Raw genomic sequence first — 23,702 nt, 5'->3', positions numbered from 1 at the left:
CTCCGCGTTTTAACGACGCCGCGCCACCGCGACCTGCGCGCAGCGACCGACATCGACCACTGCTTTCTGGAGCCGCCATGTCCCTGACCAAGCGTTACGCCACCAGCCTCGAGGAAATCCGCGAGGCGGGCCTGTTCAAGTCCGAGCGTGTGATCAGCAGCCCGCAGTCGGCGCAGATCACCCTGGAAGACGGCAGCACGGTGCTGAACTTCTGCGCCAACAACTACCTCGGCCTGGCCGATCATCCCGACCTCATCCAGGCCGCCAAGGACGCGCTGGATTCCCACGGTTTCGGCATGGCGTCCGTGCGCTTCATCTGCGGTACCCAGGACCTGCACAAGGAGTTGGAGGAGACGATCGCCGACTTCTTCGGCACTGAGGACACCATCCTCTACGCCTCCTGCTTCGACGCGAACGGCGGCCTGTACGATCCGCTGCTGGGGCCCGACGACGCGGTCATTTCCGACAGCCTCAACCACGCATCGATCATCGACGGTGTGCGCCTGTGCAAGGCCCAGCGATTCCGCTACGCCAACTGCGACATGGCCGACCTGGAAAAGCAGTTGCAAGCCGCGGAAGCCGCCGGCTGCGAGACCCGGCTGATCACGACCGACGGCGTGTTCTCGATGGACGGTTTCGTCGCCCCGCTGGACGAGATCTGCGCGCTCGCCGAAAAGTACGGCGCCATGGTGCATATCGACGACTGCCACGCCACCGGCTTCATCGGCGCCACCGGCCGGGGCTCGGCCGAACTCAAGGATGTCATGGACCGCATCGATATCTTCACCGGCACCCTGGGCAAGGCCATGGGCGGCGCGGTGGGCGGCTTCACGACCGGCAAGAAGGAAGTGATCGAACTGCTGCGCCAGCGTTCGCGCCCGTACCTGTTCTCCAACTCGCTGCCGCCGCATGTCGTCGCGGCCGGGACCAGGGCCTTCCAGATGCTGGCCGGCGCCGACGCCATGCGCACCACGCTGGAGGAGAACACGCGTTACTTCCGCGAAAAAATGACCGCCGCCGGCTTCGACCTCAAGCCCGGCAACCATCCCATCGTCCCCGTGATGTTGTACGACGCGCCGATGGCCCAGAAATTCGCCGACCGCTTGCTGGATGAAGGCATCTACGCGATCGGGTTCTTCTTCCCTGTCGTGCCCCAGGGCGAGGCGCGCATCCGCAGCCAGATCAGCGCCGCCCATACCCGTGAGCAGCTCGACCACGCCATTGCGGCATTCGTCCGCATCGGCCGCGAGTTGGGCGTGCTGAAGGACTGAGCGCTCAGCTGATCGAGACAAATAAAAAACGGCCGCATCTGCGGCCGTTTTTACTTTCTGGATTCGACCATGGTCGAAAATCCGGATTTGCTCTATCTAAACCGCCTACTGATCCTGGACCGGCGTCTCTGCGGCCTCGACTGCCTCCGCGGCCGGGACCGCTGCGGCGGCAGGAATCCGCATGAACTTGCCGCCGACCACCTGCAAGCCCTTGGCCTTCATCCACTCGTCGAAGGCATCGGCGGTCATCCGCTGGCCGTTCTCGCTCATGTTGAACCGCCACGGCGTGTTGTCGAACTCGGTACGCGGCTTGTAGGCGGCCGGATCGGTCGCCGTGGGCACGGCGCCGGTGGTGGTCGTCGAAGCCGTGGCTCCCGGCACCGCCGGGGCAACCGTGGCCGCAGGCAAGCTGGCCGGCGATACCGGCGGCGCGATGCTGGCAAGCGTGGCGCAGCTTTCAAGCTGCTTGCGGAACATCACCTGCTCGGCGGAAAGCGACTCGCTCAAGGCTTGCGACAGAACGCCTGCGGGCGCCCCCAGCTGGCGACCCGGGGTACGGAACTCCGAGGCGACCGGGACGATGACGGTGCGCTGGACCGGCACGGCCGGCGCCGACAAGCTGCTGCAGGCAGGGCTTTGCGCGCCCGCCACGCCGGCGGATGACAACAGGACGAGAAAAGCAGCGGCACGCAACATGTCGAACTCCCTGGAAACGGCTTCTGGACACCGCGTCCAGTCATCGGCAGTGTATGCGCCGCCCTGGCGTTGAACAACCGCAAGCGCATCAGCTGCCCGGCCAACAGTCGGAAAACACGAAGCCCGGCACGATGGCCGGGCTTCGGTAGCGCGCAGGACGCCCGCAGGCGCCCTGTTGTCGCAGACGTGCTTAGTTCTGCACGTTCAACTCGGTGCGGCGGTTCTCGGCGCGACCCGCCGGGTTGTCCGAACCGTCCGGATTGGTGTTCGGCGCGATCGGGCGGCTCTCGCCGTAACCGTTCGGGCCCACCAGGCGACCGGCGTCAACGCCGTTGCTGGTCAGGTAGTCGTACACGGCGCTCGCGCGACGCTCCGACAGGGCCTGGTTGTACGCATCCGAACCCTTGGAGTCGGTGTGGCCGGCCACTTCGACGCGCAGCTCGGGGTAGCGCTGCAGGATCTGCGCAGCTTCGTTCAGGACCGAAACCGCATCCGGGCGCAGGTTCGACTTGTCGAACTCGAAGTTCACGCCACGCAGGTCGATGGTCACCGGGATCGGGGCCTCTTCAACCGGAGCAGCCGGCGCCGGAGCGACCGGAGCCGGCGCCACGGCAGCCACAGGCTCCGGGCCCAGCGGGATGATCACGCCAACGGTGGCCAGCAGGTCACCGAACCAGCTCTCGTTCGGGTTGTGGACGCTCTGGTCGTCGAAGTCACCACGGTAAGCCAGCTCGGTACGCACACCGAAGCGACCCATGTTGGCCTGCAGACCGGCACCGACCTTCGCGGCCAGGTTGCCGTCAACGCGCTGACCGGGCGAGTTCGGGTTCGGGAACGCGTCGAACTCTTCCTCGGCACGCTGGTAGCCCAGGCCCATCAGCAGGTACGGGTTCCAGTTGCGGCCTTCGGCCAGGAAGTGGTAGCGCGCGTCCAGCGAGATGCCGTACTGGCTCCAGTTCAGGTCCTGGTTGGCGTCGAAGTTCGGGTTCTGGTAGTTCAGCTCACCGTCGATCGACCAGTTCGGGCTGACAAACTTGCCCAGGCCCAGCGCCAGGAACGGGGCGTCGTTGGTGCCGCGGTCGCTGTCCTGCAGGTTGAAACCGGTGGAACCGGTCAGGTACCAGCGGTCATCGAATTCCTGCGCATTGGCGGCCGAGGCAAATGCCAGGCCGGCGAGCAGCGCGGCGCTCATCAAGCGAATTTTCATGGAAGCTCCTTCAGTGGATCCGGGGGAAATTGTTGGGCGACACATCGGTTGTGCAACACATCGCTGGAACAGGCAGGTCACTTCGGATAGGCGGCACGACGCCGCCACGAGCCGCAGTCACAATCGTGATGATACACCTTTTCAAACGTTTTATTAACAAGCGCCGAAAACGACGAAGCCCGGCATCTCTGCCGGGCTTCGGGTTTACGTCACGGCTGCAGGAGGACCTGCAGCGGTGAATGCCTCACTCAGTTCTGAACGTTCAACTCGGTGCGACGGTTGCGCTCGTTGCGGCAGCCAGGCTGCGTCTGCTCGGTCTGCTCCAGCGGACGGCTCTCGCCGTAGCCGATCGGGCCGGCCAGACGGCTGGAATCGATGCCGTTGGAGGTCATGTAGTCATACACGGCCCGGGCACGACGCTCCGATAGCGACTGGTTGTACGCATCCGAACCGCAGAGGTCGGTGTGACCGGCCACTTCAACGCGGACTTCCGGGTAACGACGCAGGATTTCCAGCGCCTCGTTGAGGATCGCCAGCGAATCGGCGCGCAGGGTCGACTTGTCGAAGTCGAAGTTCACGCCACGCAGATCGATGGTGACCGGAACCGGGGCTTCCTGGACAGGCGGGGCCGGCGGCGGCGGCGGCGCCGGAGCAACCGGAACCATCGGCTCGGGACCAAGCGGAACCACGACACCGACCGAGGCCAGGACGTCACCGAACCAGTCGGCGCCGTCATCGCGCGGCACGTCGTCGCTCAGGAACGCGCCAACGCTGTCGTCGTGCGCATCAATGCGATAGGCCAACTCCGTGCGGATCTTGACGCGACCCACATCGCCCTGGGCACCGAAACCGAGCTTGCCGGCGACGTGGCCGTCTTTCTGCACGCTGGGGGCACCGTTGCGGGTGAAGCGCGCGGGCAGCAGCGGGTTGGACGGATCAAACTCTTCCTCGGCGCGTTGGTAGCCCAGGCCCATCAGCACGTACGGGTTCCAGTTCCGGCCTTCGGCCAGGAAGTGGTAACGCGCGTCGAGCGAGATACCGTACTGGCTCCAGTTCAGATCCTGGTTGCGATCCGCCTTCGGCTTCTGGTAGTTCAGCTCGGCGTCGAGCGACCAGTTCGGGTTGAGGAACTTGCCCACACCCAGAGCCAGGAACGGCGCATCGCGGGAATCGCGCTTGTTGTCCTGGATGTTCATGCCCGCGGAACCGGTCAGGTACCAGCGGTCATCGAACTCTTGAGCGCTTGCGGCGCCGGCGAACGCCAGGCCACCAAGCATGGCTGCGCAGAGGAGTTTCTTGTTCATTCGTATATCTCCGTATGGATCGAAACTGGTATGGAACGGGTCTGTAGAAATCGGGGTGCGTGTTTCGGTAGCGCTTGTGGACGGCTGCCGTTTTGACGCCATCGGGGTGAAGCCTAGGGTCGCGACCGTGAAGGCCGTGTTAACAGGCGACTAACAATTGACTAAGTTCCCACGGCGCGGCCGGACGTATTGCGGTTCGTTCAGTTCGAAAACAGATCCATGAACTCGGTGACGGCAAGCGATTCCAGTTGCGTTGGCCCATTTGCAAGCGTCATCAACCGGTCCGCCCGCTCGGCAGAAAGCCGGCCGCGCATGGCGCGCTCGAACTTGTCCATCAGCACCGGTATTCCCTCCGCCCGGCGCTCCCGATGGCCAATTGGCACGTCTACCGTAATCTTTTGCGTATGGGTGCCGTCCTTGAAAAACACCTGCACCGAGTTCCCGATATAGCGCTTGGCGGGATCGGAATAGTCCCGGGTAAACCGCGGGTCCTCGCTCACCGTCATCTTGTCCCGGAGTGCATCGATGCGCGGGTCGGCGGCAACCGCGTCGCTGTAGTCATCGGCGGTCAGGCGCCCGAACAGCAAGGGCACGGCGACCATGTATTGCAGGCAGTGGTCGCGGTCGGCGTAGTTGGACAGCGGACCGGTCTTGTCGATGATGCGGATGGCCGCCTGCTGGGTTTCCAGTTCGATCCGCTCGATGGCGTCCACGCCGCCGGCGTCCAACTGCTGCTGCACCTGCGCATGCAATTGCATGGCGCACTCGACGGCCGTCTGGGCGTGGAACTCGGCGGGGAAGCTGAGCTTGAACAGGATGTTTTCCATCACGTAGCTGCCAAACGGGCGCTCGAAGGAGAAGGGCCGACCGTCGCAGGCAACGTCATAGAAGCCCCAGGCCGGTGCGGTCAGCGCGCTGGGGCAGCCGACCTCGCCACGCACGGCGTTGAGTGCGTGGGTTACCGCGCGTCGGCAGGCGTCGCCGGCGGCCCAGCTTTTGCGGGGACTGGTATTGGGCGCGTGGCGATAGGTGCGCAGGACGCCGTTGTCCATCCAACTGTGCGACAGCGCCGACCAGATCGCGTCACGGTCACCGCCGAGCATCCGCGTCGCCACCGCGGTCGATGCCAGGCGCACCAGGATCACGTGGTCCAACCCCAGGCGGTTGAACGCGTTCTCCAGCGCATAGCAGCCCTGGATTTCATGGGCCTTGATCGCCCAGCCGAGCACGTCGCGAACGGTCATCGGCGCCCTGCCTTCCTGCTGCGCAATCCGGCCCAGATAATCCGCCACGCCGAGGATCGCGCCCAGGTTGTCGGACGGGTGTCCCCACTCCGCCGCCAGCCAAGTGTCGTTGAAGTCCAGCCAGCGGATCTGCACGCCGATGTTGTAGGCCGCCTGCACCGGGTCCAGCTGGAATCCGGTGAACGGGACGCGCGCGCCGTCTTTCAGGTCCGCACCGGGGACCAGCGGCCCGAGATGGGCAACGCATTCGGCGTGCTCCATCACCAACGCCGCGCATGCCAGCGAATCCAGCAGCATGTAGCGCGCCGTGTCGTAGGCCTCCACCGAATCGATCGTGTAGTCCAGCACGTAGTCGGCCACATCCAGCATCGGCTGGTCTGGCGAGGGGCGGATCGCAGAACGGCTGTCGGGCTGACTCATCGGCGGGGCTCCACGGTGCGGGGTGACCACTGTGCCTGCCCGCTCATAAGCGGGACGTGGACGTACACGGCGGACCGAGCATGCACACTTGCCGGGCCATGCAATTGGCGGCATCGTGGCTGATCCATACGGCCGCGTACTTTCATGACCGACCCGCACCCGCTGTATCCGCATCTGTTTTCCCCGCTGGACCTGGGGTTCTGCCGCCTGCCCAACCGGGTGCTGATGGGCTCGATGCACACGGGCCTGGAAGACCGGGCGGCCGACTTCCCCAAGCTGGCGGCGTATTTCGCCGAGCGTGCGGAGGCAGGCGTGGGGCTGATGGTGACCGGTGGCTTCGCGCCCAACATCAGCGGCTGGCTGAAACCGTTCGGCGGCAAACTGAGCCGGTCGTGGGAGGTGCGCAAGCATCGCCAGGTCACCGATGCCGTCCACAGCCATGATGGCCGCATCTGCCTGCAGATCCTGCACGCCGGGCGCTACGGCTATCACCCGCTGCAGGTCGCGCCCAGCCGGATCAAGTCGCCCATCAATCCGTTCACCCCGCGCGCGTTGTCGACACGCGGCGTGGAGCGCCAGATCGCTGCGTTCGTGCGGACCGCCCAGCTCGCCGGCGATGCCGGCTATGACGGCGTCGAGGTGATGGGCTCGGAGGGCTACCTGCTGAACCAGTTCACCGCGCCGCGGACCAATCGCCGCAAGGACGGGTTTGGGGGTGATGCGGACCGGCGCATGCGCTTTGCGGTGGAGATCGTACGGCGCATCCGCGAGGCGTGCGGGCCGGACTTCATCCTCATCTACCGCCTGTCGATGATCGACCTGGTGGATGACGCGCTCAGCTGGGAGGAGGTCCTGGCCCAGGCACGTGCGGTGGAGACCGCCGGCGCCACGCTGATCAACACCGGTATCGGCTGGCACGAATCACGGGTGCCGACGATCGCCACTTCGGTCCCCCGCGGCGCCTTCAGCGGCATCACCGCGCGTCTGCGGCCGGCCGTCGGCGTGCCGGTGATTGCCACCAACCGGATCAACATGCCCGAGACCGCCGAACGCATCCTTGCCGGCGGCGAGGCCGACATGGTCTCGATGGCGCGTCCGCTGCTGGCCGATCCGCAGTGGGTCGCCAAGGCGCGCACGCGGCGCAGCGACGAGATCAACACCTGCATCGCCTGCAACCAGGCCTGCCTGGACCATGTATTCGCCAACAGGCGCGCCAGTTGCCTGGTCAATCCGCGCGCGTGCGCCGAAACCGAACTGCGCTACACCCCGACCGCCTCGCCGCAGCGCATCGCGGTCGTCGGCGCGGGGCCGGCGGGACTGGCCTGCGCGACCGTTGCCGCCCAACGCGGTCACCGGGTCACGCTGTTCGAAGCCGACGGCCGGATCGGCGGCCAGTTCAACCTGGCCAAGCGGATCCCCGGCAAGGAGGAATTCCACGAGACCCTGCGCTACTTCCAGCGCCAGATCGAGCTGACCGGCGTCGAGCTGCGGCTGGAGTCGCGCGCCACGAAGGCGGATCTGGCCGGCTTCGACCATGTGGTGCTTGCCACAGGCGTGGTCGCGCGCGAGGTGGAATTCCCCGGCGCGGACCATCCCAGCGTGGTCGGTTACGCGGATGTCCTGCAGGGGAATGTCGAAGTCGGCGCCCGCGTGGCCATCATCGGCGCCGGCGGGATCGGATTCGACGTTGCCGAATTTCTCGCGCAGGCCGGCGGATCGCCCACGCTGGAACCCGTGCGCTGGCGCCGGGAATGGGGAGTGGACCTGGACTACACCGAAAATCGTGGCGGCCTGGTGCCAGCTGCGGCCGAAGCCCCGGCGCGCGCGCTGTGGTTGCTCCAGCGTAGCGAAGGCAAGCTGGGCGCCCGCCTGGGCAAGACCACCGGCTGGATCCACCGGGCCACTCTGAAGCACAAGCGGGTAACGATGATCAGCGGCGTGGAGTATCTGCGCGTCGACGATGCGGGCCTGCACGTGCGGATCGGCGGCGCAGTGGAGGTGTTGTCCGTGGATCATGTGGTGATCTGCGCCGGCCAGGTTTCCTTCAAGCCGTTGGCGCACCAGTTGAGCGATCACATCGGGAAGGTCCACGTCATCGGCGGTGCTGAGCTGGCGTCCGAGTTGGACGCAAAACGGGCGATCGATCAGGGCTGTCGAGTGGCCGCTGCACTCTGATGCATCGCCCGGCAAAACCTGAACAGGGGTTTTCCGACCTCAAATTCAGACTTTTGTTCACCTTGTCGTGAAACCGTGACGGAGCAAGGGCTCACAGAATCGGACCGGTACAAACCGTGTCCACACGAACCTGAATGCGGCGCGTTGTTCACGTTGCATTTATATTCCGGTCGCTACCGTGCCGCAACTTTCCCAGTCACCCCCTTCGGTGACATCCACCCTCCCGCCTTCTGCGGGACAAGGTGAAGGGGCCAAGCGCGCCATAGAGCCGCCGCCTCCCCAGTACGCCATGTCGGCAATCGGCCGTGCTCTTCGGAGTGCGATCACCGTTGCCGGCGCAACGGAGCAAGGAGTTCGTCATGAAACTGGCCTGGATCCTGTGGTTGGCCTCGGTTCTATCCCCGCAAAGCGCAGACTCGCTTTGCCTGAGCACCACCTTGTACCTGGAAGCACGCAACCAGTCGGTGCAGGGACAGCAAGCGGTCGCCGAGGTCGCGCTGCGTCGGCGCGACAGCGGCTTGTGGGGCGACAGCGTCTGCGACGTGGTCACCGCGCGCAAGCAGTTCGCACCCACGATCGTCTCGCCCAATACCCGCCTGAGCAACACCGAGGCGTGGGCCGAATCGGTGACGATCGCGCTGGAAGCCCAGCGCAACTGGGAACTGCCGGCCGGTGAGCGCCTCGAAATCGTGCCCGGCGCCAGCCATTTCGCCGCGTTGTCGATTGCCAGCCCGAACTGGCGCAATGCGTATCGGGTCGCGACGATCGGCGACCACACCTTCCTGAAGGTGCAGAACCTCGCTCCCTCCAGTCTTCCGGTCGGCACCTGAGCGCACCGCCAGGGGCCGCACAGGCAATTGGGCACTCATCGGCATGACGATGACCGTCCTCCTGAGCTGACCACGCGTCGCTGCACAAAAAAGGCCACGCAGATGCGTGGCCTTTTGCATGCTGCCGCCTCGCGCGGCCTTGCGATCGCTCAGCGCTTGTCCAGCTCCACGTAATCCTTGTCTTCGGGACCGACGTAGGTCGCGCTCGGGCGGATGATCTTGCCGTCCTCGCGCTGCTCGATCACATGGGCGCTCCAGCCCGTCGTCCGCGCGATCACGAACAGCGGGGTGAACATCGCGGTCGGGATCCCCATCATGTGGTACGCCGACGCGCTGTACCAGTCGAGGTTGGGGAACATCTTCTTGCTGTCCATCATGAGGTTCTCGATGCGCTCGGAGACATCGAACAGCACCTGGTTGCCACCGTCCTCGCACAGGGAGCGGCTGATCTCCTTGATGATCGGATTGCGCGGGTCCCCGACGGTGTACACCGGGTGGCCGAAACCGATGACGATCTCCTTGCGCTCCATGCGCGCGCGGATGTCGGCCTCGGCCTCGTCGGCGCTGCTGTAGCGGCTGATGATGTCCATCGCCACTTCGTTGGCGCCACCGTGCTTGGGTCCGCGCAGCGCGCCAATGGCGCCCGTCAGGCAGGAGTACAGATCCGACCCCGTGCCGGCGATCACGCGGCCGGCGAAAGTGGAGGCATTGAACTCGTGCTCGGCGTACAGCACCAGCGATTTGTCCAGCGCGTCGGCATGCAGCGCGCTGGCCGGCTCACCGTGCAGCAGGTGGAGAAAATGCGCGGCGACGCTGTCGTCTTCGGTTTCGACATCGATCCGGCGGCCGTTGCGGGTGAAGTGCCACCAGTACAGCAGCATCGAGCCGAAGCTGGCGATCAGGCGATCGGCGATGTCGCGCGCCTCCGATGCCGGATGCGTGTCCCGTTCGGGCAACACCGTGCCCAGCATCGAGCAGCCGGTGCGGAGCACGTCCATCGGATGGGCGTTGGCCGGCACCAGCTCAAGCACTTCGGTCACCAGCGCCGGCAAACCCCGCAGGCGACGCAGTTTCGTCTTGTACGCCGCCAGCTGGGCGCGGGTGGGCAGCACGCCGTGCACGAGCAGGTGGGCGACCTCTTCGAAACTCGATTTGGTCGCGAGATCGTGGATATCGTAGCCGCGGTAATGCAGGTCATTGCCGCTGAGGCCCACGGTGCACAGCGCGGTATTCCCGGCCGGGGTGCCGCTGAGGGCAACGGATTTTTTCTGCTTCGGCTTGTTAACGGGGGTGTCGCTCATCTCGGCTCCAATGGTGATGGTCCAGACCGTGTTCCGGCGGCTTGGTGGTCGTCGGACGGCGTACGTGAATGGCGGTGTCACGCGGCGCCGGAGACGGCGCGGCACAGATCACCATTCTAGCCGAGGCGCGGCACTGGCCGGCCCTGAACGCGACGGGGCAGCCGAAGCTGCCCCGTCGGAATCTCTATCCGGCGTGCTCAGCCCAGCAGGTGCGCAACCCCGGCGCGCTCTTCTTCCAGTTCGGCGAGCGTTTTGTCCATCGCGGCGCGACTGAAGTCGTCGACTTCCAGGCCTTCCACGCGCGTGTACTTGCCGTTTTCGGTGATCACCGGCACGCCGTAGATGATGCCCTCGGGGATGCCGTAGCTGCCGTCGGAGGGGACGCCCATGGTCACCCACTTGCCGTTGCTGCCCAGCACCCAGTCACGCATGTGGTCGATCGCGGCATTGGCCGCCGAGGCCGCCGAGGACAGCCCGCGCGCCTCGATGATCGCTGCGCCGCGCTTGCCGACCTGCGGAATGAAGGTGTTGGCGTTCCAGTCGGCGTCGTTGATCCTGTCTTTCAGCGACTCGCCGTTGACGGTGGCGAAGCGGTAGTCGGGGTACATGGTCGGGCTGTGGTTGCCCCACACGACCAGCTTCTCGATGTCGCCGACCGGCACGCCGGCCTTGTTGGCGAGCTGCGACAGCGCGCGGTTGTGGTCAAGGCGCAGCATCGCGGTGAAGTTGGCCGGGTCCAGATCGGGGGCGGACTTCATCGCGATGTAGGCGTTGGTGTTGGCCGGGTTGCCCACCACCAACACCTTGACATCGCGGCTGGCGACCTTGTTCAGCGCGGCGCCCTGGGCGGTGAAGATCTTCGCGTTCTCCAGCAGCAGGTCCTTGCGCTCCATGCCCGGGCCACGCGGGCGCGCGCCAACCAGCAGGGCGAAGTTGGCATCCTTGAAGGCGACTTCGGCGTCATCGGTACCGACCATGCCGGCCAGCAGCGGAAACGCGCAGTCTTCCAGCTCCATCATCACGCCCTTCAGCGCGGCCTGGGCCTTCTCCATCGGCAGCTCAAGCATCTGCAGGATCACCGGCTGGTCCTTGCCGAGCATCTCGCCGGACGCGATGCGGAACAGCAGGGAGTAACCGATCTGGCCGGCAGCGCCGGTAACGGCAACGCGAACGGGATTCTTCATGGGGACTCCTGACACAGGTGGGGATGCGGGACGGGAAGCGTCGACTCAGTTCAATTCGGCGAAAAATTCGGCAAACCGCTGCAGGCCCGGGGCCAGCTGCGGGGTCGGGCAGGTGTAGCTGATGCGCACGGCACGCGACTCACCGAAGGCCGAACCGGGCACGCACGCCACGCCCTTGGTTTCCAGCAGCGCGCTGCAGAATGTCAGGTCGTCAGCGATCGCCAGACCGCTGGGACCGTGCACCCGGCCGAACGCGACGCTGACATCGGGAAACGCGTAGAACGCGCCCTGCGGCCGCGGGCAGACCACGCCGGGGATTGCGTCCATCACGTCCATGACCTGGTCGCGCTTGGCCTGGAACTCGCGGCGCTTGGCGGCCGGCACATCCTGCGGCCCTGCCATTGCGGCCACCGCCGCCGCCTGGACCACCTCGGGGATGCTGGTGATGTGGTTGGAATTGAGCGTGGCAATCGCCTTGGCGACCGACTCCGGACCCGCCATCAGGCCCACGCGCCAACCGGGCATGCCGTAGGTCTTGGACAGCGAGTCGACGAAGATCAGACGATCACGCAGTTCCGGCCGGGCGTGGGCGAAGTTGTGGTAGTCCAGCTCGTCGAACACCATCGCGTGGTAGATGTCGTCGGTGATGATCCAGGTATCGGGATAGCGCACCAGCACGTCGGCCAGCGCGGCGATCTCGTCCCTGCCGTAGACCATGCCGGTAGGATTGGACGGGTTGTTGAACAGGAACACCCGCGGCTTCTTCTCCAGCGCGGCCTCAAGCTGCTGCGATGTCAGCTTGTAGTCCTGGGCGGCGGGACACGGCAGCAGATCGACCTTCGCGTTGACGATGGCCGCGATGTCGCGGTAGCTGGTCCAGTACGGCACCGCGAACGCGATGGTGTCGCCCTCGTCGAGCAGCGCCTCGGCCAGGTTGTAGATCACCTGCTTGGCGCCAATTCCACTGGCCAGATTGGCCACGGTGTAACCGGTCAGGCCGATTTTTTCCAGGTGCGCGAGGAAGGCCTTCAGCAGCGCGTCCGAGCCGCGATTGCTGCCGTACTGGCCGCTGTCGTGGGCCAGGGATTCGCGCGCCGCGGCATAGATATGGTCGCCGGGCAGGAAGTTGGGCACGCCGATCGAGAAGTTGATGATGTCGCGGCCTTCGGCCTTCAGCCGTTTGGCCTTCTCGGCGACCTGCATGATCGCGCTGGGCCGGGCCCGACCGATGCGCTGGGCAAACTGGGGCATCGCAACAATCTCAAAGGATAAGGAATGGTGAGGTGGGCGCCGCAACCAGGCCGGGCATGAGGCGCCGGCGGGGTTGCTTCGAAGCGACCAGGCGTTTCAAGGTCTTGCATCGCAAACGGGTCTCACGGCGCGCGGCGGCGCGCCGGAAATGATCGCACCCGATCAGCTGCCTTGCGCGGCGTCGAGGGTCTTGTTCCACTCGGCAACCCGGTCGGCCTTGGCCGCCAGTGCCGCATCGGCGTCGCCTTCGATCTTGACCGACTTGATCTTGTCGCCCTGCTTGACGCTGTCGACGATCTCCTGGCCTTCGATCACCTTGCCGAACACGGTGTGCTTGCCATCCAGCCATGAGCACGGCACGTGGGTGATGAAGAACTGGCTGCCGTTCGTGCCCGGGCCCGCATTGGCCATCGACAGCACGCCGCGCTCGTGGGCCAGGCCGTTGCCGGTCTCGTCCTCGAAACGGTAGCCGGGGCCGCCGGTGCCGGTGCCCTGCGGGCATCCGCCCTGGACCATGAAATCGGCCAGGACGCGGTGGAAATTCAGGCCGTCGTAGAAGCCGCGCTGGGCCAGGTTGACGAAGTTGGCGACCGTCAGCGGCGCCTTGTCGGCGGCCAGCTCAATGCGGATCGGGCCGCGCTCGGTATCGAAATTGGCGATCAGGCTCATGTCGTGACTCCGGTTTTCTCAAGGGGGCGCTTGGGTGAACGCCAGACCCCCAAGTTTAACCCACCCTGCGCCGGTTACCGCGCAGAACTCGCAGGCATATATACTGGCGGACTTCCTTATGAAAGCTGCCTACGCGCCGCTCTACCCCATGTCCATCGAACGCCTTCGCAATATCGCCATCGTCGCCCACGTTGACCACGGCAAAACCACCATCGTTGATTGCCTGCTCAAGCAGTCCGGCACGTTCTCCGACCGCACTGTGCTGGCCGAGCGGGTGATGGACAGCAACGACCAGGAGAAGGAACGTGGCATCACGATCCTGGCCAAGAATACCGCCATCACCTGGCAGGGCAACCGGATCAACATCGTCGACACCCCGGGACACGCCGACTTCGGCGGCGAGGTCGAGCGCGTGCTCTCGATGGTCGACTCGGTGCTGATCCTGGTGGACGCGATGGACGGGCCGATGCCGCAGACGCGCTTCGTGACCCAGAAGGCATTCGCGATGGGCTTCAAGCCGATCGTGGTGATCAACAAGATCGACCGTCCCGGCGCGCGTCCGGACTGGGTGATCGACCAGGTGTTCGACCTGTTCGACAAGCTCGGCGCGACCAACGAGCAGCTCGACTTCCCGATCGTCTACACCTCCGCGCTGCACGGCTATGCCGGTCTGGAGGACACCGTGCGCGACGGCGACATGACCGCGCTGTACGAGGCGATCATGAAGCACGTGCCGCCGCCGGCGGTGGACCCCGACGGTCCGTTCCAGATGCGCATCAGCCAGCTGGACTACAACAGCTTCGTCGGCCTGATCGGCGTCGGGCGCATCCAGCGCGGCAAGGTGCGCACCAACATGCCGGTCACCGTGATCGACCGCGAAGGCAAGAAGCGCCAGGCCAAGGTGTTGCAGGTGCTGGGCTTCATGGGCCTGGAGCGGGTCGAGGTGGAAGAGGCCGAAGCCGGCGACATCATCGCCATCTCCGGTGTGCAGGACCTGGGCATTTCCGACACGCTGTGCTCGGTGGACAAGCCCGAGGCGCTGCCGCCGTTGACCGTGGACGAGCCGACCATCTCGATGACCTTCCAGGTCAACAACTCGCCGTTCGCCGGCCGCAAGGACTTCAGCGGCGGCAAGTTCATCACCAGCCGCCAGATCCGCGAGCGCCTGGAGCGCGAGACCCTGCACAACGTCGCCCTCAAGGTCGAGGAAGGCTCGGATCCCGACAAGTTCCTGGTGTCCGGCCGCGGCGAATTGCATTTGTCGGTACTCATCGAGACCATGCGCCGCGAAGGCTTCGAGCTGGCCGTGTCGCGCCCGGAAGTGATCATCAAGGAGATCGACGGCCAGTTGATGGAGCCGGTCGAGCAGCTGGTGGTCGATATCGAGGAGCAGCACCAGGGCGGCGTGATGGAGAAGCTGGGGATCCGCAAGGGCCAGCTGAAGAACATGGAGTCCGACGGCAAGGGACGCGTGCGTCTGGATTACATGATCCCCGCACGCGGCCTGATCGGCTTCCAGAACGAGTTCAAGACCCTGACCCAGGGCACCGGCCTGCTGTTCCATGTGTTCGACCATTACGGTCCGCGCGAGGTCGGCGCGATCGCCAAGCGTCCCAACGGCGTGATGATCTCCAACTCGGCCGGCGCCACCCCCGCCTATTCGCTGGGGCCACTGGAAGAGCGCGGCAAGCTGTTTGCCGCCGAGGGCGACAACGTCTACGAAGGCCAGCTCATCGGCATCCACTCCAAGGACAACGACCTCACCGTCAACCCGATCAAGACCAAGCCGCTGACCAACATGCGCGCCTCGGGCAAGGACGATGCGATCAAGCTGACGCCGGCGATCAAGTTCACCCTGGAGCAGGCGCTGGACTTCATCGAGGACGACGAGCTGGTCGAGGTGACGCCGAGGGAAATCCGCCTGCGCAAGAAGCACCTGACCGAGACCGACCGCAAGCGCGCCAGCCGCAGCTGAGCGCCCGCAACCGTCCCGTGCACCATGCGCGGGGCGGACACGAAAAAGCCGCCCATCACGGGCGGCTTTTTTGTTGCTGCGTCCTGTGCCGGCTGTCCGGCCTATGCGCTCTTGTCGGCCGCCGAGAGCTGGGACTGCTTGCGCACGATCAGCATCGCGACCTCCAGCGCCTGCTCGTAGTTCAGCCGCGGGTCGACGGTGGAATGGTACGCACGCTCCAGGTCGACTTCGGTCAGGCCGCGCGCGCCACCGGTGCACTCGGTGACGTCCTCGCCGGTCAGCTCCAGATGCGCCCCACCCAACCGGGTCCCGGCGGCGGCGTGCAGGTCAAAGGCCAGCTCGAGCTCGTCGCCGATGTTGGCGAACTTGCGCGTCTTGTACCCATTCGCGGTGGCTTCGGTGTTGCCGTGCATGGGATCGCACACCCACAGGACGCGGCGACCGTCGCGGCGTACCGCATCCAGCAGCGGCGGCAGTTTCTCGGCGATATGCCCCGCGCCCATCCGATGGATCAGCGTCAGGCGACCCGGCTCGTCCTGGGGGTTGAGCACATCCACCACCCGCATCAGCTGATCCGGCGTGACCGAGGGTCCGACCTTGACGGCGATCGGGTTGCGGATGCCACGGAAGTACTCCACGTGGGCGCCGTCGATCGCGGCAGTGCGCATGCCGATCCACGGGTAATGGGTGCTCAGGTTGAACCAGCCCCAGTGACGCGGCACCTGGCGGGTGAACGACTCCTCGTACGGCAGCAGCAGCGCCTCGTGCGAGGTGTAGAAGTCGACCCGGTCCAGGTTGCGGACCGATCCGCCCGACAGCGTTTCCATGAAACGGACCGCATCGCCGATGGACTCGACCATGTGGCGGTACTCGGCGGCCAGCGGCGAGTGCCCGACCCAGTCTAGGTTCCAGTACTCGGGATGCCGCAGATCGGCAAAACCGCCGTCGATCAGCGCACGCACGAAATTCATCGTCATCGCCGAACGCGCGTGCGCTTTGACCATGCGCCGTGGATCCGGGCGTCGCGCGGCAGCCTCGAACAACGGCGCATTGACCATGTCGCCGCGGTAACTCGGCAGGGTCACGCCATCAATCGTCTCGCTGTCGGCCGAACGCGGCTTGGCGTACTGGCCGGCAAACCGCCCTACCCGCACGACCGGCTTGCGCATGCCGTGCACGAGCACCAGGCTCATCTGCAACAGCACCTTCAGGCGGTTCGATATGACGTCCGACGAGCACGCATCGAAGGTCTCGGCGCAGTCACCGCCCTGCAACACGAAACACTTGCCTTCCTGGGCGTGGGCGATCTGCTGCTTGAGCGCGAGGATTTCCCAGGACGTCACCAGCGGCGGCAGCGCCCGCAGCTCCGCGAGCACCCCCGCAAGCTCCTCGGCGTCGCCGTAGGTCGGCAACTGGAGCGCGGTGCGCTCACGCCAGGAGGTCGGGTTCCAGTTCTCGGGGAGATTCACGGGGTGCAGGCTACGTTCGGCGGTGGGCATGGCGTCAGGGCTTTTGTTGCGAAGCAGCATCACATCATCCATGCGGACCGACCCAGTTGCAACGGCGCGCCGCGGGCGTCCCCATCGGGTATTGCAGTCGTTTCAGTCGCTACGCGCGGCAGCGTACAGGGCCCAGGCGCCGAGCAGAACAAACCAGATCAGGCTCCAGGCCGGCATCGCCAGGCCGAGGAAGCTCCAGTCCACCTCCGCGCACTCGCCCGATCCGGTCATGACCTTGCGGATCACGCCGGTCAAAGGCATCGCTTCGAGCATGTAGTCCAGTCCCGGGCCGCAGGCAGGCACCTGGTCGGGCGGCAGATGCTGCAGACGGACGTGGTTGCCGGCCACTGCCATCCCAACCAGGGCCGCCAGGAAGGCCAGTCCGCCGTATGTTCGTCGCCCCGCCCGCGCGAGCGGTGCGTGCAGTCCGCCGATCAGGAAAACCAGCCCGAGCGCCGCAAACGCGACCCGCTGGAAGATGCACAACGGACACGGCAGCAGACCGCCGTTGAATTGCGTGTGGAGCGCGTAGCCGATCAGGCCGGCGCAGGCCAGAAAGCCCAGCAGGAAACGGCGGCGGAAACGGGAGGCAGGCGTTGCGGGTGTCGTCATGGGGCTACACGATACGGGCTTGTGGCGCATGCGCAAGGCGATGCGCGCTTAACGCAAAAACCCCGGCACACGGCCAGGGTTGATGCGCTCGACAGGGCGTTGCCACCCGGTCGCAGTCGAGGAGCGATTACTCCGCCGCGGATTGCGGACGGTCAACCAGTTCCACGTAGGCCATCGGCGCATTGTCACCGGCACGGAAGCCGCACTTGAGGATGCGCAGGTAACCACCCGGACGCGCGCTGTAACGCGGGCCGAGTTCGACGAACAGCGTACCCACCGCTTCCTTGTCGCGCAGGCGCGAGAAGGCGAGGCGACGGTTGGCAACGCCATCCGTCTTGCCAAGAGTGATCAGCGGCTCCGCCACGCGGCGCAGCTCCTTGGCCTTGGGCAGGGTCGTACGGATTGCTCCGTGCTTGATGAGCGACGCGGCCATATTGGTGAACATCGCATCGCGATGGGCACTGGTACGGTTGAATTTGCGTCCTGATTTCTGGTGGCGCATGAGTGTTGTTTCCTGTTTAGCCCATCATGCCGTGCGAGGCGATGCCTGCAGGCGGCCAGTTTTCGAGCTTCATGCCGAGCGAGAGGCCGCGCTGGGCAAGCACTTCCTTGATCTCGGTGAGCGACTTCTTGCCGAGGTTCGGCGTCTTCAGCAGTTCGACTTCGGTCTTCTGGATCAGATCGCCGACGTAGTAGATGCTTTCCGCCTTGAGGCAGTTCGCCGAGCGCACGGTCAGTTCCAGATCGTCGATCGGACGCAGCAACACCGGATCAATCCCGGTGCTGGCCGGCTTGGCTGCACCGCGCTCGCGCTGGGTGAAGTCGCCGAACACCGACAGCTGGTCACTGAGCACTTCCGCGGCGGTGCGAACCGCCTCTTCCGCGTCGATGGTGCCGTTGGTCTCGATGTCGATGATCAGCTTGTCCAGGTCGGTGCGCTGCTCGACGCGTGCGGCTTCCACCGAGTACGCCACGCGGCGGACCGGGCTGAAGCTCGCATCCAGCATGAGGCGACCGATGGTGCGGGTCTCCTCCTCCGGGTTGCGGCGGCTGGTCGCGGGCTGGTAGCCGTAACCGCGCTCGACCTTGATGCGCATGCTGAGCGCGGTGTCCTTGGTCAAGTGCGCGATCACGTGGTCGCCGTTGACGACTTCGACGTTGTGGTCGGTCTTGATATCGGCCGCGGTCACCACGCCTGGACCCTGCTTGCTCAGCGACAGGGTCGCCGACTCGCCGGAGTGCATGGTGATGGCGACGTCTTTCAGGTTGAGCAGGACCTCGAGCACGTCCTCCTGCAATCCTTCGACCGTGGTGTATTCGTGCAGCACGCCATCGATCTCGACTTCGGTAATCGCAAAGCCCGGGATCGAGGACAGCAGGACCCGGCGCAACGCGTTGCCCAGCGTGTGACCGTAGCCACGCTCGAGCGGCTCGATGACCACCCGTGCGCGGTTGTCAGTGAGGCGTTCGATCTGGGGACCGCGTGGGCGCAGCACCTGATTGGCGGTAACCGTCATTTTGTGGAGTCTCCTGTGAGCCCACGACCCGGCGGGTCGGAGGCTCAAGAACAGATGGATTACTTCGAGTACAGCTCGATGATCAGCGCTTCGTTGATGTCCGCCGACAGATCCGTACGCTCCGGAATCGCCTTGAAGACACCTGCGAACTTCTTGCTGTCCACATCGATCCAGGACGGCGACAGGTCCATCTGCTGCGACACGGTCAGCGACTCCTGCACGCGCAACTGCTTCTGCGCACGCTCGGACAACGCAATGGCGTCACCGGCCTTGACCTGGTAGGAAGGCAGGTTGACCGACTTGCCGTTGACCGTGACGCCGCGGTGCGACACCAGCTGGCGCGCGGCCGGTCGGGTCACCGCAAAGCCCATACGGTAAACGACATTGTCGAGACGGGTTTCGAGCAACTGCAACAGGATTTCACCCGTGTTGCCGCGCTTCGCCGCCGCCTTCTTGTAGTAGTTCCGGAACTGGCGCTCAAGCAAGCCGTAAGTGCGCTTGACCTTCTGCTTCTCGCGGAGCTGGTTGGCGTAATCGGACATCTTGCCGCGACGGAGCGTCGCGCCATGCTGACCGGGCTTCTGCTCGAGCTTGCACTTGGAGTCAAGCGCGCGCGAAGCGGACTTGAGGCCGAGATCGACGCCTTCGCGACGGGCAAGTTTGCAGGTGGGACCAATATAACGAGCCATTCTTCTTCAGCTCCTCAGACGCGACGCTTTTTCGGCGGGCGGCAACCGTTGTGCGGAATCGGCGTCACGTCGATGATGTTGATGATCTTGTACCCGACGTTGTTCAGCGAACGAACGGCGGATTCCCGACCCGGACCCGGGCCCTTGATGCGCACTTCCAACGACTTGACGCCGTAGTCGAGCGCAGCACGGCCGGCCTTTTCGGCCGCCACCTGGGCGGCAAACGGGGTCGACTTGCGCGAACCGCGGAAACCCGCGCCGCCCGACGTCGCCCACGAGAGCGCGTTGCCCTGGCGGTCGGTGATCGTGATGATGGTGTTGTTGAACGAAGCGTGGACGTGCGCAACGCCGTCGGTGACGACGCGCTTGACCTTCTTCTTCGTCTTCGAGCCGCTTGGATTGGCCATGATCTACCCCTTACTTCCGGATGGCCCGACGCGGACCCTTGCGGGTACGTGCGTTGGTCTTGGTGCGCTGGCCACGAAGCGGCAGGCCGCGACGGTGACGCAGGCCGCGGTAGCAACCCAGGTCCATGAGGCGCTTGATCGACATGCCGATTTCGCGACGCAGGTCCCCTTCGACGATGAACTTGCCGATCTCGCCGCGCAGACGCTCGACTTCCGGCTCGGACAGGTCGCGGATCTTGGTCGACAGTTTGACGTCGGCCGACTCGCAGACCTGTTTGGAACGGGTACGGCCAATGCCGTAGATGTTCTGCAGCCCGACCCAGACGTGCTTCTGGGCAGGCAGATTGACGCCCGCAATACGCGCCATAACGCGATCTCCAACTGGTTTGGCAACCGAGCCCTGACAACTCGGTGGAAAGGTTCACTGATTAGTGAATCGAAAAATCATCTAGGTCCCGGGTCGTAGGAAGCAGTGCGCCGACAAAGACGCCGCACCGCAACGGCATGGGGAGTGTGCCCATGCTCCGGCGACGAACCAGGACTGACCGGGAAAGCGCTGTCAAGCCGCCTTCCCGGACACCGCGCGCTACTCTGGCGCGCAGACGGGTCCGGATCCACCTGCGCGCGAGACGTCGCGCAGGTCGCCCTGATGAAAGCCGGTGTGGGAGCCGGGCTTTCGATACATCTGCGGCATCCACGGCCAATGCATGCCGAAGATGACGCGCCAGTTTAGCCGAAGCGACTGGCCTGAATCAACACCTTTCGTTCAGCGCGCGCCGGCGCCGCCGCGGGAACCCTTCAGGTTCGCCTTTTTCAGCAGGCTTTCGTACTGGTGCGACATCAGGTGCGCCTGGATCTGCGCAATGAAGTCCATCACCACGACCACGACAATGAGCAGCGAGGTGCCACCGAAGTAGAACGAAGTGCCCATCTGCGAGCGCATCACTTCCGGCAGCAGGCAGACGATGACCAGGTAGGTCGCGCCCGCTGCGGTCAGCCGGGTCAGCACCCCGTCGACATAGTCGGCGGTCGCCTTGCCCGGACGGATACCCGGAATCAACGCACCCGACTTCTTCAGGTTGTCGGCGGTCTCCTGCGAGTTGAAGACCAGCGCCGTATAGAAGAACGTGAAGCCGGCGATCAGGCCACCGTAAAGCAGCATGTGCAGCGGCTCGCCCGGATTCAGCCATTGGCTGACCTTGAGCATGAACGACGACGAATCCCCCTGGCTGAACCACGTTGCCGCGGTTGCCGGGAACATCACGATGCTGGAAGCGAAGATCGGCGGGATCACGCCCGACATGTTGAGCTTCAGCGGCAGGAACGAGGACTGGTTCATGTACGCGCTGCGGCCGCCCTGGCGTCGCGCGTAATTGACCGTGATCCGCCGCTGGCCACGCTCGACAAACACCACGAAGAAGGTAACGGCCAGTACGATGGCCACGACCGCCATGGCGGTGAGCGTGCCCATCTCGCCGTTGCGGACCTGCTCGAACATGTTCAACGCGGCCGATGGCAGCCCTGCGACGATACCGGCGAAAATGATCAGCGAGACACCGTTGCCGATGCCGCGCTCGGTCACCTGCTCACCCAGCCACATCAGGAACATGGTGCCGGCGGTAAGCGAGATGACTGCGGTGATCACAAAGCCGGCGCCGGGGCTGTAGACCACCTGAATGCCCTGGCTGGCGCCGCCGGCCTGCAGCGCCGTTGCAATGCCCCAGGCCTGGAACACCGCCAGCGGGATCGCTCCAAGGCGCGACCACTGGGTGATCTTGCGCCGGCCCGACTCGCCCTCTTTCTGGATCGCCTTCATGCTGGGCAGGATCTGCACCATCAGCTGCATGATGATGGACGCGGAGATGTAGGGCATCACGTTCAGCGCAAACAGGCTGAAGCGCTCCAGCGCACCACCGGAGAACATGTTGAACATGTCCACGATGGCGCCCTGCTGGCTTTCCATCAAGCGCAACATCGCCTCGGGATTGACGCCCGGCACCGGGATGTAACAGCCCACCCGGTAGACGACCAGTGCTCCCAGCACGAACATGAGGCGCTGGCGGAGCTCGGTGAACCTGCCGAGCCCGCCGCCCATGCCGGTCATGGCGTTGTTGCTACGCGCCATCGGTGACTTACTCCTCGACCTTGCCGCCGGCCGCTTCAATGGCGGCCTTGGCACCGGCCGTGGCCAGCACGCCCTTGAACACGAACTTCTTGCCGACCTCGCCCTTCACCACCAGCTTGGCGCGCTTGGCGCGGCTCGGCACGAGGCCGGCGGCACGCAGGGCGGCGAAATCGATCTCGCCCGCCTCAAGCTTGTCCAACTGGTAGAGCATGACTTCGGCGGTGTCGTTCTTGGTCTTGCTGCGGAAGCCGATCTTGGGCAGACGCATCTGCATCGGCATCTGGCCGCCTTCGAAGCCGGCCTTGATCTTGCCCTTGCCGGACCGCGCGAACGAGCCCTTGTGTCCACGACCGGCGGTCTTGCCCAGGCCGGAACCGATACCGCGACCGACGCGCTTGCGGTCTTCGCGGGCGCCCTCTGCGGGCGAGAGTGTATTGAGACGCATGGTATTACTCCTCGACCCGGACCAGGTAGTGGACCGTATTGATCAGGCCACGAACCTGCGGGCTGTCCTTCAGCTCGCGGACGTCATTGATCTTGCGCAGGCCCAATGCCTTCACCGACAGGCGGTGACGACCCTGGGTGCCACGCAGACCCTTGACCAGACGCACCTTGACGGTGCCACTCTTGTTTTCAGTTGCATCAGCCATGGTTCAATTCCTCGACCTTCTTGCCGCGCTTGGCCGCGATCTTCTCCGGCGAATGCATCTCGGACAGGCCACGCAGGGTTGCCCGGACCAGATTGATCGGGTTGCGTGAACCGGTGGCCTTGGCCAGCACGTCACGCACGCCGACCGCCTCGAGCACCGCGCGCATGGCGCCGCCGGCGATCACGCCAGTACCTTCCGACGCCGGCTGCATGTACACATGCGCCGCACCGTGGCCGGACTTGACCGAATGCCAGAGCGTGCCGTTGTTCAGATCGACGCCCTTCATGTTCTTGCGTGCCTGCTCCATCGACTTCTGGATCGCGGCCGGCACTTCGCGTGCCTTCGCGTAACCCATGCCGACCTTGCCGCCGCCGTCACCGACCACCGTCAGCGCGGTGAAGGTGAACTGGCGACCGCCCTTGACGGTCTTGCTGACACGGTTGACGGTGATCAGCTTCTCGATCATGCCGTCGTCGATTTCGTCGCGGGGACCACGCCCCCGTGAATCGCGTTCGTTAGCCATCATGCAGTTACCTGGTTTGAATAGGGAATTTGCGGCGGTGCCGCTTATGATTGTTGACACGTCCGGGCGCCGTGCGACCACAGGAACCTGGGATCACACCCGACGCAACCCGCGTCGGCAGGTACCGGAACGGGGCGTTCGCCCCACCCCGGA

23 protein-coding genes are annotated in these 23,702 nt (G+C 65.1%); 4 read left to right on the top strand and 19 right to left on the bottom strand.

The genetic code is table 11. The annotated features are described in order from the left end of the window. Positions 1-77 precede the first annotated feature (77 nt). Entirely contained in the window at positions 78-1,271 is a 1,194-nt protein-coding gene (gene kbl / locus INQ40_RS02690) for a glycine C-acetyltransferase (protein WP_194341547.1), read from the top strand. A gap of 105 nt (positions 1,272-1,376) precedes the next feature. Here kbl and INQ40_RS02685 read toward each other — a convergent pair whose 3' ends face one another. The 4 genes from INQ40_RS02685 to INQ40_RS02670 all read right to left on the bottom strand — a co-directional run bounded on the left by INQ40_RS02685 (position 1,377) and on the right by INQ40_RS02670 (position 6,142). Beyond that, the gene (locus tag INQ40_RS02685) at positions 1,377-1,967 is read right to left on the bottom strand and encodes a hypothetical protein (protein ID WP_194341545.1); all 591 of its coding nucleotides are present in this window, start codon (positions 1,965-1,967) and stop codon (positions 1,377-1,379) included. Positions 1,968-2,157: 190 nt separating this feature from the next. After that, entirely contained in the window at positions 2,158-3,174 is a 1,017-nt protein-coding gene (locus tag INQ40_RS02680; protein WP_193985987.1) for an OmpA family protein, read from the bottom strand. A gap of 248 nt (positions 3,175-3,422) precedes the next feature. Continuing rightward, positions 3,423-4,478 (bottom strand): OmpA family protein, encoded by a 1,056-nt coding sequence (locus tag INQ40_RS02675; protein WP_193985985.1) that lies wholly within the window; start codon positions 4,476-4,478, stop codon positions 3,423-3,425. A gap of 200 nt (positions 4,479-4,678) precedes the next feature. Then, positions 4,679-6,142 (bottom strand): bifunctional 2-methylcitrate dehydratase/aconitate hydratase, encoded by a 1,464-nt coding sequence (locus INQ40_RS02670; protein WP_194341542.1) that lies wholly within the window; start codon positions 6,140-6,142, stop codon positions 4,679-4,681. Positions 6,143-6,286: 144 nt separating this feature from the next. On the opposite strand from INQ40_RS02670, the gene INQ40_RS02665 reads away from it, so the two are divergent. After that, entirely contained in the window at positions 6,287-8,317 is a 2,031-nt protein-coding gene (locus INQ40_RS02665; protein ID WP_194341540.1) for an NADPH-dependent 2,4-dienoyl-CoA reductase, read from the top strand. 359 nt (positions 8,318-8,676) lie between these two features. Next, a complete protein-coding gene (locus INQ40_RS02660; protein ID WP_193985979.1) occupies positions 8,677-9,147 on the top strand; it encodes a cell wall hydrolase in 471 nt (156 codons plus the stop codon). A gap of 149 nt (positions 9,148-9,296) precedes the next feature. Here INQ40_RS02660 and prpC read toward each other — a convergent pair whose 3' ends face one another. The 4 genes from prpC to INQ40_RS02640 all read right to left on the bottom strand — a co-directional run bounded on the left by prpC (position 9,297) and on the right by INQ40_RS02640 (position 13,552). Then, positions 9,297-10,448, bottom strand: a complete 1,152-nt coding sequence (gene prpC, locus INQ40_RS02655) for a 2-methylcitrate synthase (protein ID WP_194341538.1) — start codon at positions 10,446-10,448, stop codon at positions 9,297-9,299. Between the two features lie 197 nt (positions 10,449-10,645). Then, complete coding sequence (locus tag INQ40_RS02650) at positions 10,646-11,632, bottom strand: malate dehydrogenase (protein WP_194341535.1); 987 nt, start codon at positions 11,630-11,632, stop codon at positions 10,646-10,648. Positions 11,633-11,677: 45 nt separating this feature from the next. Continuing rightward, complete coding sequence (locus tag INQ40_RS02645; protein WP_194341533.1) at positions 11,678-12,883, bottom strand: aminotransferase class I/II-fold pyridoxal phosphate-dependent enzyme; 1,206 nt, start codon at positions 12,881-12,883, stop codon at positions 11,678-11,680. A 162-nt stretch (positions 12,884-13,045) separates the two neighbouring features. Further along, complete coding sequence (locus INQ40_RS02640) at positions 13,046-13,552, bottom strand: peptidylprolyl isomerase (RefSeq protein ID WP_193985971.1); 507 nt, start codon at positions 13,550-13,552, stop codon at positions 13,046-13,048. Positions 13,553-13,700: 148 nt separating this feature from the next. On the opposite strand from INQ40_RS02640, the gene typA reads away from it, so the two are divergent. Continuing rightward, positions 13,701-15,527: a translational GTPase TypA gene (gene typA, locus INQ40_RS02635; RefSeq protein WP_193987170.1), complete on the top strand. Its 1,827-nt coding sequence runs from the start codon at positions 13,701-13,703 to the stop codon at positions 15,525-15,527. A gap of 101 nt (positions 15,528-15,628) precedes the next feature. Here the strand turns inward: typA and INQ40_RS02630 are convergent, their stop codons facing one another. From INQ40_RS02630 to rpsE, 11 genes are all read right to left on the bottom strand, one after another. Further along, on the bottom strand, positions 15,629-17,026 hold the full coding sequence (locus INQ40_RS02630; RefSeq protein WP_194342378.1) for a 3-deoxy-7-phosphoheptulonate synthase class II: 1,398 nt from the start codon (positions 17,024-17,026) through the stop codon (positions 15,629-15,631). Positions 17,027-17,128: 102 nt separating this feature from the next. Next, complete coding sequence (locus tag INQ40_RS02625; protein ID WP_228482092.1) at positions 17,129-17,668, bottom strand: disulfide bond formation protein B; 540 nt, start codon at positions 17,666-17,668, stop codon at positions 17,129-17,131. Positions 17,669-17,765: 97 nt separating this feature from the next. Beyond that, a complete protein-coding gene (gene rplQ, locus INQ40_RS02620) occupies positions 17,766-18,140 on the bottom strand; it encodes a 50S ribosomal protein L17 (protein ID WP_043959562.1) in 375 nt (124 codons plus the stop codon). 16 nt (positions 18,141-18,156) lie between these two features. Next, complete coding sequence (gene rpoA, locus INQ40_RS02615) at positions 18,157-19,155, bottom strand: DNA-directed RNA polymerase subunit alpha (protein ID WP_193985967.1); 999 nt, start codon at positions 19,153-19,155, stop codon at positions 18,157-18,159. 59 nt (positions 19,156-19,214) lie between these two features. After that, positions 19,215-19,844, bottom strand: a complete 630-nt coding sequence (gene rpsD / locus INQ40_RS02610; protein ID WP_043959560.1) for a 30S ribosomal protein S4 — start codon at positions 19,842-19,844, stop codon at positions 19,215-19,217. Between the two features lie 14 nt (positions 19,845-19,858). Then, positions 19,859-20,251, bottom strand: coding sequence for a 30S ribosomal protein S11 (rpsK, locus tag INQ40_RS02605; RefSeq protein WP_043959559.1), 393 nt, complete (start codon positions 20,249-20,251; stop codon positions 19,859-19,861). A gap of 10 nt (positions 20,252-20,261) precedes the next feature. Further along, a complete protein-coding gene (rpsM, locus tag INQ40_RS02600; protein ID WP_043959558.1) occupies positions 20,262-20,618 on the bottom strand; it encodes a 30S ribosomal protein S13 in 357 nt (118 codons plus the stop codon). A gap of 399 nt (positions 20,619-21,017) precedes the next feature. Beyond that, a complete protein-coding gene (gene secY, locus INQ40_RS02595) occupies positions 21,018-22,376 on the bottom strand; it encodes a preprotein translocase subunit SecY (protein WP_194341531.1) in 1,359 nt (452 codons plus the stop codon). A gap of 7 nt (positions 22,377-22,383) precedes the next feature. After that, positions 22,384-22,821: a 50S ribosomal protein L15 gene (gene rplO, locus INQ40_RS02590; RefSeq protein WP_193985964.1), complete on the bottom strand. Its 438-nt coding sequence runs from the start codon at positions 22,819-22,821 to the stop codon at positions 22,384-22,386. Positions 22,822-22,825: 4 nt separating this feature from the next. After that, on the bottom strand, positions 22,826-23,026 hold the full coding sequence (rpmD, locus tag INQ40_RS02585) for a 50S ribosomal protein L30 (protein ID WP_193985962.1): 201 nt from the start codon (positions 23,024-23,026) through the stop codon (positions 22,826-22,828). Further along, entirely contained in the window at positions 23,019-23,549 is a 531-nt protein-coding gene (gene rpsE / locus INQ40_RS02580; RefSeq protein WP_043959554.1) for a 30S ribosomal protein S5, read from the bottom strand. Before rpsE ends, rpmD begins: the two co-directional genes overlap by 8 nt. Positions 23,550-23,702: the final 153 nt, after the last annotated feature.

It is taken from the genome of Lysobacter sp. H21R4 (assembly GCF_015277535.1).
Taxonomy (GTDB): domain Bacteria; phylum Pseudomonadota; class Gammaproteobacteria; order Xanthomonadales; family Xanthomonadaceae; genus Novilysobacter; species Novilysobacter ciconiae.
Note: the sequence above shows the minus strand (reverse complement) of the source record. Positions and strands in the feature narration are given on the sequence as shown.

Excerpts from the sequence above, each read along its gene's own strand:
- INQ40_RS02670 (WP_194341542.1), bottom strand. The coding sequence starts at position 6,142 with ATGAGTCAGCCCGACAGCCGTTCTGCGATCCGCCCCTCGCCAGACCAG.
- secY (WP_194341531.1), bottom strand. The coding sequence starts at position 22,376 with ATGGCGCGTAGCAACAACGCCATGACCGGCATGGGCGGCGGGCTCGGC.
- INQ40_RS02680 (WP_193985987.1), bottom strand. The coding sequence starts at position 3,174 with ATGAAAATTCGCTTGATGAGCGCCGCGCTGCTCGCCGGCCTGGCATTT.
- rpsM (WP_043959558.1), bottom strand. The coding sequence starts at position 20,618 with ATGGCGCGTATTGCGGGCGTCAATCTGCCTGCCCAGAAGCACGTCTGG.
- rpsD (WP_043959560.1), bottom strand. The coding sequence starts at position 19,844 with ATGGCTCGTTATATTGGTCCCACCTGCAAACTTGCCCGTCGCGAAGGC.
- rpmD (WP_193985962.1), bottom strand. The coding sequence starts at position 23,026 with ATGGCTGATGCAACTGAAAACAAGAGTGGCACCGTCAAGGTGCGTCTG.
- INQ40_RS02665 (WP_194341540.1), top strand. The coding sequence starts at position 6,287 with ATGACCGACCCGCACCCGCTGTATCCGCATCTGTTTTCCCCGCTGGAC.
- INQ40_RS02640 (WP_193985971.1), bottom strand. The coding sequence starts at position 13,552 with ATGAGCCTGATCGCCAATTTCGATACCGAGCGCGGCCCGATCCGCATT.
- rpsK (WP_043959559.1), bottom strand. The coding sequence starts at position 20,251 with ATGGCCAATCCAAGCGGCTCGAAGACGAAGAAGAAGGTCAAGCGCGTC.
- typA (WP_193987170.1), top strand. The coding sequence starts at position 13,701 with ATGTCCATCGAACGCCTTCGCAATATCGCCATCGTCGCCCACGTTGAC.
- rpoA (WP_193985967.1), bottom strand. The coding sequence starts at position 19,155 with ATGACGGTTACCGCCAATCAGGTGCTGCGCCCACGCGGTCCCCAGATC.
- INQ40_RS02675 (WP_193985985.1), bottom strand. The coding sequence starts at position 4,478 with ATGAACAAGAAACTCCTCTGCGCAGCCATGCTTGGTGGCCTGGCGTTC.
- INQ40_RS02650 (WP_194341535.1), bottom strand. The coding sequence starts at position 11,632 with ATGAAGAATCCCGTTCGCGTTGCCGTTACCGGCGCTGCCGGCCAGATC.
- INQ40_RS02660 (WP_193985979.1), top strand. The coding sequence starts at position 8,677 with ATGAAACTGGCCTGGATCCTGTGGTTGGCCTCGGTTCTATCCCCGCAA.
- INQ40_RS02625 (WP_228482092.1), bottom strand. The coding sequence starts at position 17,668 with ATGCGCCACAAGCCCGTATCGTGTAGCCCCATGACGACACCCGCAACG.
- INQ40_RS02685 (WP_194341545.1), bottom strand. The coding sequence starts at position 1,967 with ATGTTGCGTGCCGCTGCTTTTCTCGTCCTGTTGTCATCCGCCGGCGTG.
- rplO (WP_193985964.1), bottom strand. The coding sequence starts at position 22,821 with ATGCGTCTCAATACACTCTCGCCCGCAGAGGGCGCCCGCGAAGACCGC.
- rpsE (WP_043959554.1), bottom strand. The coding sequence starts at position 23,549 with ATGGCTAACGAACGCGATTCACGGGGGCGTGGTCCCCGCGACGAAATC.
- INQ40_RS02630 (WP_194342378.1), bottom strand. The coding sequence starts at position 17,026 with ATGCCCACCGCCGAACGTAGCCTGCACCCCGTGAATCTCCCCGAGAAC.
- kbl (WP_194341547.1), top strand. The coding sequence starts at position 78 with ATGTCCCTGACCAAGCGTTACGCCACCAGCCTCGAGGAAATCCGCGAG.
- INQ40_RS02645 (WP_194341533.1), bottom strand. The coding sequence starts at position 12,883 with ATGCCCCAGTTTGCCCAGCGCATCGGTCGGGCCCGGCCCAGCGCGATC.
- prpC (WP_194341538.1), bottom strand. The coding sequence starts at position 10,448 with ATGAGCGACACCCCCGTTAACAAGCCGAAGCAGAAAAAATCCGTTGCC.
- rplQ (WP_043959562.1), bottom strand. The coding sequence starts at position 18,140 with ATGCGCCACCAGAAATCAGGACGCAAATTCAACCGTACCAGTGCCCAT.